The following is a 14,554-nucleotide window of genomic DNA, read 5'->3' on the forward strand; positions in this document are numbered from 1 at the left end:
CCATTCAGCGGATACGGCCCCCGCGCAAACTGCGCGCCCATATTGAAAGTGCCCGGCATGCCGGTTGCTGCATCGACTCGATATCGTCGATACGGAGCCCCTCGATGTGCGCACTGCCGAGCCGCCAACCCAGCAAGCCGCCCGCAGGGCGCGACGCATGCCGCGCGGCGCACGCCGACGCGTCGGGCTGCGTGGGAGGCGCCGCATGACGGAACGCACGTCCCGACATCCGACGCACGCCGCGCAGCACGCCAAGCCATCGCAGCGGCCGCAGCCCGACCCGGCCGACACGCACGGCGGCGACGCCGATGACGACGCGCCGGCCACGCTCGACGCGTGCCGCCGCTGCGGGCTGTGGGAACACGCGACGCAGCCGGTGCCGGGCGCCGGCCCCGCCGACGCGCGCATCATGCTGGTCGGCGAGCAACCGGGCGATCAGGAAGACCGGACCGGCGTGCCGTTCGTCGGCGCGGCGGGCCGCATGCTCGACCGTGCGCTCGACGAGGCCGGGATCGATCGCGCCCGCGTGTACGTGACCAACGCGGTCAAGCACTTCAAGTGGGAGCCGCGCGGCAAGCGCCGGCTGCACAAGACGCCGGCGCAGCGGGAGGTCGCCGCGTGCCGCTACTGGCTCGAGCGCGAACTCGAGACGCTCGCGCCGCGCGTGATCGTCGCGCTCGGCGCGACGGCGCTGCGCGCGGTGCTGCAGGACAACGACGCGACGCTCGAACGCGCGCGCCAGCCGTTGCGCTCGCCGGACGGCCGCCTCGTCGTCGCGACGTATCACCCGTCCTACGTGCTGCGCACGCGCGGCGCCGATTCGCGCGAGCGCGCGTACCGGACGCTGGTCGACGCGCTGCGCACCGCAGCGCGACTCGCGCGCGACGCCGGCACGGCGCACGGCACGCGCGGAGACGCCGAATGAGCGACCTGCGCGACGACGACGCAACGCACGCCGCGCCCACCTCGACATCCGCGTCCGCGCCCGCGCCGGCCGCGAAGCCCTGGTATCGGCGGCTCGGCCCCGGCCTGCTCGCGGGCGCGTCCGACGCCGATCCGAGCAACGTGGCGGTGTACGCGCAGGCCGGCAGCCAGTTCGGGTTCAACATGCTGTGGATGATCGTCGTCACGCTGCCGATGATGGTCGTCGTGCAGCTCGCGGCCGCGTTCGTCGGGCGCACCAACCGCAAGGGGCTGGTGGCCGGCATCCGCGAGCACTTCTCCGACCGTCTCGCGAAAACGCTGATCGTGATGGTCGTGATCGTCAACGTCGTGAACGTCGGCGCCGATCTCGCCGCGATGGGCGACGCGACCGCGCTCGTCGCCGGCGGGCGCAGCTACTGGTACGCGGCCTTGTACGGGATCGCGTCGCTCGCGCTGCAGGTGCTGATGTCGTACGAGCGCTATGCGCGCTGGCTCAAATGGATGACGCTCGGCCTGCTCGCGTACGTGCTCGAACTCGGCTTCGTGCACGTCGACTGGCGCAATCTGCTGCATACGCTGGTGCTGCCGCACATCGCGTTCACGCACGACTACGCGACCACCGCGGTCGCGGTGCTCGGCACGACGCTCAGCCCGTATCTGTTCGTGTGGCAGGCCGCGCTCGAAGTGGAGGAAACCCAGGCCGAGCGGCGCAACGGCGATGGCGACACCGTCAACGCGCCCGCGACCCGTCGCGACACCGAGCGGCGCATCACGTTCGACACGTGGACCGGGATGATCGTCACGAACGCGGTGTCGTTCTGCATCATGGTGATTGGGGCGGCGGTGTTCTTCACGCACGGCCGGCACGACATCGGGTCGACGGCGCAGGCCGCCGAAGCGCTGCGGCCGATCGCGGGCGAAGCGGCGTTCGTCGTGTTCGCGTTCGGCATCGTCGGTTGCGGGCTGCTGGCGATTCCGGCATTCGCCGGCAGCGCGGCTTACGGCTGCGCGGAGGCATGGCAGTTCCGCGAGGGCCTCAACGAGCCGGTGCATCGCGCGCCGGCGTTCTACGGCGTGCTGGCGCTGTGCGTGCTGGTCGGCATCGCGATCTGCTTCGGCCCGGTCAATCCGATCAAGGCGCTGTACTGGAGCGCGGTGCTCAACGGCATCGCCGCGGTGCCGATGCTGGTGCTCGTGATGCTGCTCGCCCAGCGGCGCGGGGCGGCCGGCCAGCCGGGCAGCGGCGTCGCGTCGAGGGTGCTGGGGTGGCTTGCCGTCGCGCTGATGGCGGCGTCGGTGGTGGTGATGGTGGTGGACATGCTGGCGTGAGCGGCGGGGCCGTTGCTGTTTGCAACTGGGGGCGGCGGATGGCGGTAATCGATGGAGGCTGACTGCGACGGCGGATACAACAACGGTTGACGGCCGGGCCTGCGATGCCCTCCGGCTCACCGATGAAGCGTTCGCAGCGATCTCGCGAACTTCTCGATCGTTGCTGCCATTAGAAGTCCAGCTCCTTGAGTTCCTTCTCCGACAGAACGCTAACTCGTTGTCGACGGGTGCGAGCATCGAGCGACTTGAGCGCCGGATCCGTCTCGGAGAGCAAGTCATGCAGGCGCAGGCCGGGAGCAAACGCTTCCAGATACCGAACCATCTGACCGATCGCCACGCCGGGGTCGCCCTTTTCGATGCGGTAGGCGGTATTGCGCGACAGACCGGCTCGCGTGGCTGCCTCGCTCTGATGAACCCCTCTCGCTATACGGAGACGGGAGAGCAGTTGCCCCAGTGGTGCTTTGTCTCGGCAAGCACGGCCGGGCTGGCAGCCATCTCTTGATTGACCTTCATGCTCGATAAATCGATCCTTATGGCTCGTATGCTCGATTTTACGAGCATTCCGGCCTTCACAGGCCCAGCCGCCGCGAATGCCTGCGCGCCGCGCCTGACGAGCGGGGACGTCTTCTTGAAAAACGGGAGTTTTAACCAGCCGGAATCAAACCCGCCATTGCAGCGGGCTACAGCGCGGGCGTCACCGAGGCTCGCGAGCAGACTCTACCGCCCCTGATCGGCCCATTTGGTTTGCTGCTGGCGGCCACGTCGCTCGGGAAGTGGCCGCGGTTCTTGCCTGCGGATTCATGCGCTTCTCGGTCACGGTCGCCTCGGGCCGGCCGCGCGAGCGGCACGGCCCGATCGCGAGCGGACCCGCTTACATCATCTTCCCGCGCGAGCGCTCGGCGCGCGCCGCATCGGCCGCCGACTCGACCTTCTTCACTTCCTCCGGCGGCGGCAGCACGGCCTTGAAGCCCATCGACTCGATCCACATCTCGCGCGCCCAGCCGCGGGTGTGATAGAGGTGATGATCCTCGTCGGCTTCGACTTCGTCGTGCGCGGCCTTCAGCGCACGCGCTGCGTCGCTGTCGCGCAACTGGTCGGCCGCATAGCCGATCAGCTCCCAGTTCAGATGGTCCTTCGTCTCGGCGAGCACCACGCACTCGGCCGCGACGACCTGCGCGACGGCCGGATCGGCCTGCTTCTTCGCCTGCTGGATCACCTGCACCAGCGACTTGCCGGTGGCCGCGACAGCGGCACGGCCGGGCGACTGCGCGTCCGGATCGAGGCCGAGCGTTTCGAACACCTTGCGCAGCACTTCCTGGTGATGCAGGGTCTCGCGATGATATTTCTCCCATTCCTTGTGCAGGTCCGGGTCGGTTGCGCACTGGAGCGCGGCCTCGTAGATCTGCGCGCCGCCAAGCTCGGTCTCGTATGCCTGACAGAGCAGTTCGAGGATGCCTTCGTGCTTCGATTGCCGTTGGGCCATGACTGCTTCTCCGAAAAATGCGGGCCGCACACGCGGCCCGGGGTTGAACCGGACGCGCGTTACTGCGCGCCCACCTTGCGCTGCAGCGCTTCCGCCATGCTCAGGTGATGCTTGAGCTTCGGCAGCGTGGCCTGCGCGAACGCGCGCAGCTGCGCGTCCTTGCCGTCGCGGGCCTCCGTTTCGAACAGCGCGATCGTCTTGCGGTGCGCTTCCGGGCCGGCCGCCGCGACATAAGCGGAGTCGAAGTCCTTGCCTTGCTTGCCGCGCAGCGCCTCCACGTCCGGGTCGGTCACCTGCTCGACCTGCGGCTTGATGCCCTTGCGCGCGGCGATCTGGTTCAGCTGCGCGTTCGCCTTGCTGTGGTCGGCCACCATCCGCTTCGCGAACGCGCGCACGTCGGCCGACTTCGACTGCTTCAGCGCCAGCTGGCTCGCCTGCACTTCCGCCTTGCCGCCGATCGCGGCCTTGTCGACGAATTCCGCATCGGCGCCCTGCGGCGCCTTCGCCATGCCCGCGTCGCCGGCTCCGGCGCCCGACGACGGATTGATCACGCCGCCCGGCACGTGCGAATTCGAGGCGGGCGGCTCGCTCGGCATCTGTGCGTGCGCGAGCCCCGCTACCGCGAGCGCGCCCGCAGCGAGCGCCGCGGTCGTCCAGTTGTGTCGTTTCATGCGCTTTCTCCTTGTGTGGGGAACCGGTCAGCCACCGACGATCGAGCCGCCGTTCGGATGCAAGGTCTGTCCCGTCATGTAGCTCGCGCCTTCAGATGCGAGCAGGACGTAGCAGTCGATCAGCTCGTCGGGCTGGCCCGGCCGCTTGAGCGGCACGTTCGAGCCGAACTTCGACACCTGCTCGGCGCTGAAGGTCGACGGGATCAGCGGCGTCCAGATCGGCCCCGGCGCCACGGCATTCACGCGGATGTCGCGCTCGGCCAGCTCGATCGACAGCGAGCGCGTGAACGCGACGATCGCGCCCTTGGTCGCCGAGTAGTCGGGCAGTTTCGGGCTGCCGTGGTACGCGGTGACGGACGCCGTGTTGACGATGCGGCCGCCGCCCTTCATGTGCTGCAGCGCCGCCTGCGTGCAGAAGATCATCCCGTACACGTTGGTGCGGAAAGTACGCTCGAGCTGCTCCTCGGTCACGTCCTCGATGCCGGGCTGCGGATGCTGCTCGCCCGCGTTGTTCACCAGCACGTCGAGCCGGCCGAGCCGCTCGACGGTGCGCGCGACCGCGTCGCGCGCCTGTTGCCGGTCGCCGATGTCGCACGCGATCGCCTCGCAACGCCGGCCGGCCTGTTCGATGAGCCGCTTCGTGTGCGCGGCGTCGTCCGACTCGTTCAGATAGACGATCGCGACGTCCGCGCCTTCCTTCGCGAAACCGATCGCCACCGCGCGGCCGATCCCGCTGTCGCCGCCGGTGACGAGCGCGACCTTGCCGGCCAGCTTGCCGCTGCCGACGTAATCGGCCGCCTCGTCGCGCGGCTTCGGCTGCATGTCCCGCTCGCTGCCCGGCTGCTGCGTCTGATTCTGGGGCGGCGGGGTGTGTGCCTGGGTCATGTATGCCTCCTTGATCGTGGGTCGGGAGCACGGCGCAAGCCGCATGCCGCATGCCGCAGGCCGCCGCTCGTGCCGCACGGCCGCTCGCGGCCGTGCGCGCGCGGTGCGTCCCTGCATTGCAAGCGCGTGCAGAAACGGCATGGTCAGTGCGCGGCGTCCTGCGTCGTGCCGTCGGGCCGGCGCACCGGGTCGAAGTCGCGCCACTCGCCGTCCTGCCATTCGCCTTCGACGCGCTCGATCGCCTGCGCGCCGGTCGCGCGCAGCACGTCTTCGGCCGCCGCCGCGGTGGCGGCCGTCACGCGCGCGGCGAGGATCACGCCGCTCTCGGTCTGCTCGAGCGTGCCCTTGCCCTCGGCCTGCTCGCCGCGCATCCGTCCGAGCGCGCCGCCGAAGGCGCCGAGATACGCGCCGGCCAACGCGCCGGCGACCGGCACGAACCAGTAGCGCAGGCCGATCGCGTAAGCGATCAGGCCGACGATCACGCCGATCAGCATGCCGCGCAGTGCGCCGACCATCGCGCCGCGGCCGCCGGGCTTCGCGGCCGTATCGGCATACACGTCGCCGCCGATCGGATAGCGCGCGTGCTGTCCGCCCGGGTTCAGAAAGAAGATGGACACGTCGTCCGGTCCGAACGCGCGCTCGTAGAGGTGGCGCGCCCCACCTTCCGCTTCATCGAACGTCGTGAAGCGGCCTGCGACGATCATCGCCATGCTCGTGCTCCTCGTGACGGTAACGCGCCGTGCGCGCGCCGGCGCGCACGGCCGACGGCGGCGCTCACATCAGCCGCCCGAGTTCCTTCGACACCGATGCCGGCGTGGTGTACTCGCGATCGGGAATCTGCCGCAGCATCTCCAGCACGTGCTGGTCCGCATGCGAGCGCTCCGCGCACTGGACGACGTCGGCCTTGCTCGCCGGGTAGTCCATGCCCTTCAGCGCCTTCTGCACGTCGACCGGGCTCGGCGCCTTGCCGTGGCCGGTCTGATGGCCGCCCTTGTCGTGGTCCTGCTGCGTGCGCTCGCCTTCGTGCGCGCGCGAGTGGCTGTATTCGTGGCCGGTGTGTTGTCGCGATGTCATGGAAACCTCCTTCGAAAGAAAAACGCACTCCAGATCGATTACGCGGTCGTGCGCCGCGCCCGCGCGAGCGCCACGACCATCAGCGCGGCCGCGCCCAACGCGACGGCGCCCGCGACCTTCGGACGCTGCACCACGGCGTTGTATGCGCAGCCGCGCAGCACCGGACCTTCCATTCCTTCGCGCTCGTGCAGCGCGTGGCGCGACTCGTACAGCGCGTTGTCGTCGCGCGGGCGTGCCGCGCGCACGGTGCGCTGGCCGCGCGAGAACAACGTGGCCGCGAGGCGATCGAACAGGCGCGGCGCGTGATACGCGCCCGCCGAGGCCAGCTTCGCGGCGCCGCCGACGAACAGCGTGCGGCGCGGATGCGCGGCCGCGAACAGGATCGCGTCGGCGACCAGCTCGGGGTCGTAGATCGGCGGCGGCAGCTTCGCCTCGACGTTCATGTAGTTTTTCGCGTGCATCACGAACATCGTGTCCATCGCGGCCGGCTTGATCAGCGTGACGGATACCGGCAAGCGGTCCGACTCGAGCTCGAGCCGCAGCGAATCGGTGAAGCCCTTCACCGCGTGCTTCGACGCGACATACGCGCTCTGCAGCGGCAGCGGCGCGTCGGACGCCTCGCTGCCGAGGTTGATGATCGCGCCGCCGTGAAAATCGCCCTTGCGCCGGAAATGGTCCGACGCGACGAGCGAGCCGTGCACGACGCCCCAGTAGTTCGTGTCGAACAGCCGCCGCTGATCCTCGAGCGGCACCGCGGCCGCGGTGCCGAAGATCGAGACGCCGGCGTTGTTGATCCACGTGTCGAAGCCGCCGTAGGTGTCGACGGCCTGCGCGGCGGCGCGCTGCAGATCCTCGAGATTCGCGACGTCGCCCGCGACCGGCACCGCAAGGCCGCCGTGCTGGCGGATCTCGTCGCACAGCGTATTAAGCGCGTCGCCGTTGCGCGCGAACAGCACGAGCTTGGCGCCGCGGCGTGCCGCCTTGCGCGCGGTGACGAGGCCGATGCCGCTCGTCGCGCCCGTGATCACGATCGTCTGCTCGCCGACGGGTTTGAGCGTGCACTTCATAACACCTCCTGTTACGTCGCGCCGATCACTTCGGGCGGATGGTCAACTGGTTGCGCACGTCGCGCACGCCGTCGATCTTCCTGACGACGTCGGCCGCCTGCCCGCGCTGCTGCAAGTCCGGCACGCTGCCCGTCAGCACGACGTTGCCGCGCCGCGTCTTCACGTGAATGTCGCCGGACGACAGGCCGCTCGTGCCGACCAGTTCGGCCTTCGCCTTGGTCGTGATCGCCGCGTCGCGAATCTTCGTCCCGGTGCTCGAATGGGACGACGATGCGGACGACGATGCGGACGACGAAGCGGCGTCGTCGCCGGCGGCGAACGCGCTCGGCGCGACGACGGTGCAGGCGGCGGCAGCGGCGACGGCGATCGCCATGCCGATACGCGTGCCCGCACGACGGCGCGCTCGCGGCGCGCTGGCTTGCAGCAGAAATACCTTCATCGTGACCTCCTTTCGTGAGCGCCGGCCGTGCCGGCTGGTATGCCGATGTCGCAAGTCGCGTGCCGCGCGCACGGCGCGGCTCGCGCGTGCGGCGCGCCGATCAGACGCCCTTTCATCCAAGCCGTTGTAATTTTTTCGGCGCCGATGCGGGCCGCTTCCCCCGCAAAGCGGCGGGCATGCCGATTGCCGGACAGGGATGCAACGGGGCCCACCGGCGCGGCCCCGACCTCGGGAGCATCACCATGCAAAGAATCGCGTTGATCAGTGAACATGCGTCGCCGCTGGGCGTCATCGGCGGCGTCGATGCGGGCGGCCAGAACATCTACGTCGCCAACGTCGCGAAGCAGCTGGCCGAACGCGGCCTCGACGTCGACGTCTACACGCGTTGCGACAATGCGCACCTGCCGGAGGTCGTGCAGATCGGCCCGCGCATGCGCGTGATCCACGTGCCGGCCGGTCCGCCGACCGATGTGCCGAAGGAGCGGCTGCTGCCGTACATGGGGGCGTTCGCCGATTACATGATCGCGCGCATGCGGCGCGAGCCCGACCCCGTCGACGTGATGCACGCGAACTTCTTCATGTCGGGCGAAGCCGGCCTGCGCGTGAAGAAGCGCCTCGGCATTCCGCTCGTCACGACCTTCCACGCGCTCGGCCGCGTGCGCCGGCTGCATCAGGGCGCGGCCGACGGCTTTCCCGACGCGCGCTTCAAGATCGAGGACACGCTCGCGCGCCGCTCCGACCGCCTGATCGCCGAATGCCCGCAGGATGCGCTCGACCTGACCACGCACTACCGCGCGGACGCGGCGCGCATCGAGATCGTGCCGTGCGGGTTCGATGCGCAGGAGTTTCGACCGGTGCCGCGCGCCGACGCGCGTGCGCAGCTCGGCTGGCAGCAGGATGCGTTCGTCGTGTTGCAGCTCGGGCGTCTGGTGCCGCGCAAGGGCATCGACAACGTGATCGACGCGCTCGCGCGGATGCCGCGCGATCCGCAGCGGCCGACCCATCTCTACATCGTCGGCGGCAGCCAGGCCACGCCCGACCCGGCGCGCGACCCGGAACTCGCGCGACTCATGGCGCTCGCGCACGACAACGGTATCGCCGATCGCGTGACCTTCGTCGGCCGGCGCGAGCGCGAGGCGCTGCACCTGTGCTACAGCGCGGCCGACGTGTTCGTGACGACGCCGTGGTACGAGCCATTCGGCATTACGCCGGTCGAGGCAATGGCGTGCGCGGCGGCGGTGATCGGCAGCGACGTCGGCGGCATCAGCACGACGGTGGACGACGGCGTCACGGGCTATCTGGTGCCGCCGCGCGACCCGGCCGCGCTCGCCGCGCGGCTCGTGCAGTTGCGCGCGCAACCGGATCTGTGCGCGGCGCTGGGCCGCGCCGGCTACCTGCGCGCGCATCGCTTCTACACGTGGCGCGGCGTGGCCGACCGCCTCGTCGACGTCTACCGCGACGTCGCGTATCCGCAGCGCGCCGGCACCGCCGCGACCCGCCGCACGCCGGTTTCGCCCACGCCGGGCGTACTCGCGCACCGCAAGGAGAATGCATGATGAAGGGCTACGATCGCAAACGCGTACTCGTTACCGGCGGCGCGGGCTTCCTCGGCTCGCACCTGTGCGAGCGCCTCGTGAACGCCGGCCACGACGTGATGTGCGTGGACAACTTCTACACGGGCGCGAAGGACAATATCGCGCACCTGCTCGATGCGCCGAATTTCGAGCTGATGCGTCACGACGTGACGTTTCCGCTGTACGTGGAAGTCGACGAGATCTACAACCTCGCGTGCCCGGCGTCGCCGGTGCACTATCAGCGCGACCCGGTGCAGACCACCAAGACCAGCGTGCATGGCGCGATCAATCTGCTCGGCCTCGCGAAGCGCGTGAAGGCGCGCATCCTGCAGGCGTCGACGAGCGAGGTGTACGGCGACCCCGACGTGCATCCGCAGGACGAGCGCTACTGCGGGCGCGTGAACCCGATCGGCGTGCGCGCGTGCTACGACGAAGGCAAGCGCTGCGCGGAAACGCTGTTCTTCGACTACCACCGGCAGCACGGCGTCGACATCCGCGTGGTGCGGATCTTCAACACCTACGGCCCGCGCATGCGCGCCGACGACGGCCGCGTCGTGTCGAACTTCATCATGCAGGCCTTGCGCGGCGAGCCGATCACGCTGTACGGCGACGGCAGCCAGACGCGCTCGTTCTGCTACGTCGACGATCTGATCGACGCGCTGGTGCGGTTGATGGACGAGCCGGGCGATGCGTGCGAACCGGTGAACCTCGGCAGCGACGACGAGATCGCGATGCTCGACATCGCGCGCGAAGTGGTGCGCGTCGTCGGCACGGACGTGGACATCGAGTTCTGCCCGCTGCCGACCGACGATCCGCTGCAGCGCCGGCCCGATCTTGAAGCCGCGCGGCGGCGCCTCGGCTGGCGCGCGACGACGCCGCTCGCCACCGGGCTCGCGCACACGGCGCGCTACTTCATCCACCGGCAGGCCGCGCATCACGCGCCGGGCGAGCTGGTGCGCAGCACGCAGATCGCGTCGCACCTGCTCGCGCAGATCAGTACGCAGAACCGGCCGGCCACCCCGGCGTGAGCGGTGCGCAGCGATGCCGCGGCGGGCACGCGTCAGCCATCTTGCTGCGTGACGCGTGCGATCGCGTGGGCGAGGTCGCGCACGTCGACCGGCTTGCGCAGATAGCCGTCGAAGCCGGCGGCGAGCACGCGGCGCTCGTCGCCGAGTCCCGCATGCGCGGTCACCGCGAGCACGCGCGGACGGGACGTATCGACGCCGCCCGCGCCACGCCGGCGCAGCGCGTCGAGCAGCCAGTAGCCGTCGCCGTCCGGCATCGCGAGATCGGACAGCACGACGGTCGGCTGCAGCGTCGCGACGGCGTCGAGCGCGGCGCGGCCTGACACGGCGATCGCGACGACGGCGCCGAGCGTCCTCAGCGCGGCGGCCAGGCTCACGCGGGTCGTCGCGTCGTCGTCGACGAGCAGCACGCGCTGCGCGTCGAGCGTCGGCGCATCGCGCAGAACCTGCGTCACGCCCCACGCCATCGCGCCGATCGGCTGCCAGCCGGCCGGCAGCGTGACGGTGAAGGTCGCGCCGCGGTTGCGGCCCGCGCTGTCGACGCGGACCTCGCCGCCGTGCAGCTCGGCGATGTGGCGGACGATCGACAGCCCGAGGCCGAGGCCGCGGCGCGACGACGCCGGCGAATCGTCCGCGCGCCGGAACATGTCGAACACGTACGGGATGAACTCGCTCGCGATGCCCTGCCCGGTGTCGCCGACCGCGAGCACGGCGTGCGCGGCGTCATGCGTCAGCGTGACGGTCACGGCGCCGCCGGCGGGCGTGAACTTCAGCGCATTCGACAGCAGGTTCGACAGCATCTGCCGCAGCCGCTCGCCGTCGCCCGACACCACGCACGCGCTCGCCGTGCAATCGAACTCGAGTGCGATGCCGGCCGCCGACGCGGCGGTCTGGAACGCGCTCGTCGCGTCGGCGAACAGCCGCACGACGTCGACCGGCATCGCATCGATGCGCAGCTTGCCGGTCGCCAGCGACGACGCGTCGAGAATGTCGCCGACCATCCGCGTCAGCGACCGCGCGCTGCGATCGATCGCGTCGATCGCCTGCTGCTGCAGCGCCTGGTCGCCGGAATGGCGCAGCACCTCGACCCAGCCGTAGATCACGTTGAGCGGCGTGCGCAGCTCGTGCGACACGGTCGCGAGCAATTCGTCCTTGAGCCGGTTCGACGTGTCGGCCTGCTGCCGCGCGTCACGCGCGCCGCGCAGCGAACGCTGGGTGCGCCGGTCGCGCCGCCGCTGCTCGTCCGACGCGCGCAGCGTCAGCGACAGCGCGACGCAGTTGCGCGCATCGCCGCGCACGGGGCACGCGGACACCGACGCGCGAAAGCGCCGGCCGTCGCGGCGCACGCACAGCACTTCGAGCGGGCCGATCGGCTCGCGCAGCGTCTCGAACGATACGGTGAGCGGGTAGCGCCGCAGCCAGCGCTGCGCGACCAGCGTGTCGAGCGCGCGTCCGTGCGCGTGGGCTTCGTCGTAGCCGAACATCCGCTGCGCGGCGGGATTCCAGCTGACGATGCGGCCCTGCGCGTCGATCCCGACGATCGCGTCAGGCGACGCATCGACCACCGCCAGTTGCAGCCGCGACGTTTCGGCGGCTGCACGCTGCGCGAGCGCATCGCGCAGCACCAGCACGGCGCCGTCGATGTTGCCGTGCGCATCGACGAGCGGACGCGCGATCTCGGCGATCGGCACCGGCGCGCTGTCGCCTCGACGCTGCAGCCAGTGTTGATCGGATTGCGCGGAGACGCCTGCCAGCGCGCGGTCGAGCGCGGTGGTCGGCACGAGCCGCTCGTCGCGATCGAACAACCGCACGACGTCGCGCACGGGTTCTTGCAGCGCGGCGTCCGAGGAGCAGCCGGTCAGCTCGGCCGCTGCCGCATTGAGGTAGGTCACGCGGCCTTGCGTGTCGGCCGCGATCACGCCGTGCGGGAGCGCGTCGAGGATCGCCTCGAGCCGCTCGCGCGCCGCGGCTTCGCGGCGGCGTGCTCGGTCGTTGGTGAGCCGCGTATCGCGCAGCATCGCCGCGACCGCGCACACCAGCACGCCGACCAGCATGAAGGTGCCGAGCCGGACCAGCCGCTCCGGCTGCGTCCCGGTATACGCGCCGGCATCGGACAGGAACAGCGTCCACACCAGCAGCCCGCTCGCCGCGGTCGATACGATGCCGAACACGAACGAGGTCGCCCACGCGGCGCCGGCCAGCATCGGGTAGTACAGCAGCAATGGCAGGTTGACGCCGCCGTACCGGATCGCGAGCGCCTGCAGCACCGTAGCGATCGCAACCAGCATCACGGCCGTCGCGTAATTTCCGGCCTGCGTCCTTGCAATATCGATCATCGGGGTCGCTCCTGCCGTGCGGCCGGCCGCCACGGCGCGCGGGAATACGAACGGGCACGCGTGATGCTGGCGCATGCTCGCCGGCGGGCGTCGCCCGCCCGGCCGTTCATATCCATCATCACGGAGGTTCCGAGTACATGACCGCTCCGACACGTTGGCTCGTCATCTCGCCGCACCTGGACGACGCCGTCTTCAGTTGCGGGCAGGCGATCGCGCAGGCGCCCGGCTCGGTCGTCGTGACCGTGTTCGCCGGCATCCCCGCACGCGATACGGCCGCGCCGCCGTGGGATCGGCGCGCGGGGTTTCGCAGCGCGGACGAAGCGGTGCGCGCGCGGCGCGACGAGGACCGCCGCGCGCTCGCGCTGCTCGACGCGCGGCCGGTGTGGCTGGATTTCTTCGACGATCAGTACGGCGCGCCGGCCGCGACCGACGAGATCGCCGCACGGCTGACCGACACGCTCGACGCCCATCCGGGCTACGGCGTGCTCGCGCCGGCCGGCTTGTTCCATCGCGATCATCTGCAGGTGCAGCAGGCCGCGCTGTCGGTGCTGCACGACCTGCATGCGGCGGGCGACACGTCGCGTGCATGGCGCTTCTACGAGGACGCGCCGTATCGGCGCATCGACGGGCTGATGTCGAAGCGCGTGTCCGAATGGCGCGAGCGCGGCTGGTTCGCGCGCCCGGTCGCCGCGCCGGCCGGCGACCGCAGCGACGGCGCGGCAGCGAAGGCCGCTGCGGTCGACGCATACCAGAGCCAGATTGCGCTGTTCGAGCCTCATATGCGCGCCGACCTCCGTGAACCGGAAACATACTGGCAACTCGAATGCGACAGCACGTCCGGATAACGCCCGCACGCGCAGCGCTCGCGCCGCGCGAGCCGCGCGTGACCGCGGTGGTGCTCACCTACCGGCGCGCGGACGAACTCGCGCGCACGCTGGCGCGCCTCACCGCGCTGCGCGACCGTCCGGCGATCGTCGTGGTCGACAACGGTTCGGACGACGCGACCGCGGCGCTCGTGCGCGAGCGCTTCGCGCACGTGACGCTCGTGCATGCGCCCGGCAACGTGGGCGCGTCCGGGCGCAACCTCGGCGTGGCCGTCGCGCGCACGCGCCACGTCGCGTTCTGCGACGACGATACGTGGTGGGCGCCTGGCTCGATCGCCGAGGCAGCAAACCTGCTCGACGCGTATCCGCACGTCGCGGCCGTCACCGCGCGCGTGCTGGTGGGCGCGGAAGAACGCGAGGACCCGACCTGCGCGCTGATGGCCGACAGCCCGCTCGACGCGAGCGTCGCGCTGCCTGGGCGGCCGATCCTCGGGTTGCTGGCCGGCGCGACGGCGTTCCGGCGCGATGCGTATCTGCGCGCGGGCGGCTATCACCCGCGCTACTTTCTCGGCGGCGAGGAAGCGCTGCTCGCGCTCGACCTGTATCGCGCAGGCGCATGGCTCGTCTATGCGCCGCAGTTGACGGTTCATCATTACCCTTCGACGCAGCGCGACGCGCGCGCGCGGCGCAGCGTATCGACCCGCAACGACGTGTGGACCGCATGGCTCAGATGGCCGGCCGGCGCCGCGTTCGCGCACACCGTGCGCATGCTGCCGCGGCTGCGCCGCGAGTGCGGGATCCTGCCCGCGCTTGCCGGCCTGCCGTGGATCCTGCGCGAACGGCGCGCGATCCCGCCGCACGTCGAACGCATGCGACGCCGCCTCGACGACGCCGCGCGGCAGCGCGCACGCGCATGAGTGCGC

The 14,554-nt window shown here is 70.6% G+C and carries 15 protein-coding genes; 6 read left to right on the top strand and 9 right to left on the bottom strand.

Translation table 11 applies throughout. From position 1 onward, the window contains the following. Positions 1 to 205 precede the first annotated feature (205 nt). Together WJ35_RS17775 and WJ35_RS17780 are read left to right on the top strand one after the other, a co-directional pair. Complete coding sequence (locus tag WJ35_RS17775; protein ID WP_045579563.1) at positions 206 to 925, top strand: UdgX family uracil-DNA binding protein; 720 nt, start codon at positions 206 to 208, stop codon at positions 923 to 925. Further along, positions 922 to 2,253 carry an Nramp family divalent metal transporter gene (locus tag WJ35_RS17780; protein ID WP_011879863.1) on the top strand — a complete coding sequence of 444 codons (1,332 nt, stop codon included), beginning with the start codon at positions 922 to 924 and terminating at the stop codon, positions 2,251 to 2,253. The genes WJ35_RS17775 and WJ35_RS17780 overlap by 4 nt, the downstream gene beginning before the upstream one ends. A 169-nt stretch (positions 2,254 to 2,422) precedes the next feature. Here the strand turns inward: WJ35_RS17780 and WJ35_RS32660 are convergent, their stop codons facing one another. The 8 genes from WJ35_RS32660 to WJ35_RS17820 all read right to left on the bottom strand — a co-directional run bounded on the left by WJ35_RS32660 (position 2,423) and on the right by WJ35_RS17820 (position 7,872). Continuing rightward, positions 2,423 to 2,905 (bottom strand): helix-turn-helix transcriptional regulator, encoded by a 483-nt coding sequence (locus WJ35_RS32660; protein ID WP_319000691.1) that lies wholly within the window; start codon positions 2,903 to 2,905, stop codon positions 2,423 to 2,425. A 219-nt stretch (positions 2,906 to 3,124) separates the two neighbouring features. Then, positions 3,125 to 3,736: a DUF892 family protein gene (locus WJ35_RS17790; protein WP_011879861.1), complete on the bottom strand. Its 612-nt coding sequence runs from the start codon at positions 3,734 to 3,736 to the stop codon at positions 3,125 to 3,127. Between the two features lie 59 nt (positions 3,737 to 3,795). Beyond that, positions 3,796 to 4,407 (bottom strand): DUF4142 domain-containing protein, encoded by a 612-nt coding sequence (locus WJ35_RS17795; protein WP_045579561.1) that lies wholly within the window; start codon positions 4,405 to 4,407, stop codon positions 3,796 to 3,798. A gap of 27 nt (positions 4,408 to 4,434) precedes the next feature. Next, the gene (locus WJ35_RS17800; protein ID WP_043292593.1) at positions 4,435 to 5,292 is read right to left on the bottom strand and encodes an SDR family oxidoreductase; all 858 of its coding nucleotides are present in this window, start codon (positions 5,290 to 5,292) and stop codon (positions 4,435 to 4,437) included. A 143-nt stretch (positions 5,293 to 5,435) separates the two neighbouring features. Continuing rightward, on the bottom strand, positions 5,436 to 6,002 hold the full coding sequence (locus tag WJ35_RS17805; protein ID WP_011879858.1) for a membrane protein: 567 nt from the start codon (positions 6,000 to 6,002) through the stop codon (positions 5,436 to 5,438). A gap of 64 nt (positions 6,003 to 6,066) precedes the next feature. Next, positions 6,067 to 6,366, bottom strand: a complete 300-nt coding sequence (locus tag WJ35_RS17810; RefSeq protein WP_045579560.1) for a DUF2795 domain-containing protein — start codon at positions 6,364 to 6,366, stop codon at positions 6,067 to 6,069. A 38-nt stretch (positions 6,367 to 6,404) separates the two neighbouring features. Continuing rightward, entirely contained in the window at positions 6,405 to 7,433 is a 1,029-nt protein-coding gene (locus WJ35_RS17815) for an SDR family oxidoreductase (RefSeq protein WP_011879856.1), read from the bottom strand. A gap of 25 nt (positions 7,434 to 7,458) precedes the next feature. Continuing rightward, positions 7,459 to 7,872, bottom strand: a complete 414-nt coding sequence (locus WJ35_RS17820) for a BON domain-containing protein (protein ID WP_069239604.1) — start codon at positions 7,870 to 7,872, stop codon at positions 7,459 to 7,461. Positions 7,873 to 8,114: 242 nt separating this feature from the next. Between WJ35_RS17820 and WJ35_RS17825 the strand changes: the two genes are divergently transcribed. After that, entirely contained in the window at positions 8,115 to 9,428 is a 1,314-nt protein-coding gene (locus WJ35_RS17825; RefSeq protein WP_045579559.1) for a glycosyltransferase family 4 protein, read from the top strand. Continuing rightward, positions 9,428 to 10,474: a UDP-glucuronic acid decarboxylase family protein gene (locus WJ35_RS17830; protein WP_069239804.1), complete on the top strand. Its 1,047-nt coding sequence runs from the start codon at positions 9,428 to 9,430 to the stop codon at positions 10,472 to 10,474. The genes WJ35_RS17825 and WJ35_RS17830 overlap by 1 nt, the downstream gene beginning before the upstream one ends. Before the next feature lie 32 nt (positions 10,475 to 10,506). Here WJ35_RS17830 and WJ35_RS17835 read toward each other — a convergent pair whose 3' ends face one another. Further along, complete coding sequence (locus WJ35_RS17835) at positions 10,507 to 12,807, bottom strand: ATP-binding protein (RefSeq protein ID WP_069239805.1); 2,301 nt, start codon at positions 12,805 to 12,807, stop codon at positions 10,507 to 10,509. A 137-nt stretch (positions 12,808 to 12,944) separates the two neighbouring features. On the opposite strand from WJ35_RS17835, the gene WJ35_RS17840 reads away from it, so the two are divergent. Next, positions 12,945 to 13,652, top strand: coding sequence for a PIG-L deacetylase family protein (locus tag WJ35_RS17840; protein ID WP_011879851.1), 708 nt, complete (start codon positions 12,945 to 12,947; stop codon positions 13,650 to 13,652). Next, a complete protein-coding gene (locus WJ35_RS17845) occupies positions 13,631 to 14,548 on the top strand; it encodes a glycosyltransferase family 2 protein (RefSeq protein WP_043292592.1) in 918 nt (305 codons plus the stop codon). The genes WJ35_RS17840 and WJ35_RS17845 overlap by 22 nt, the downstream gene beginning before the upstream one ends. The last annotated feature ends 6 nt before the right edge of the window (positions 14,549 to 14,554 follow it).

It is taken from the genome of Burkholderia ubonensis (genome assembly GCF_001718695.1).
Taxonomy (GTDB): Bacteria; Pseudomonadota; Gammaproteobacteria; order Burkholderiales; family Burkholderiaceae; genus Burkholderia; species Burkholderia ubonensis_B.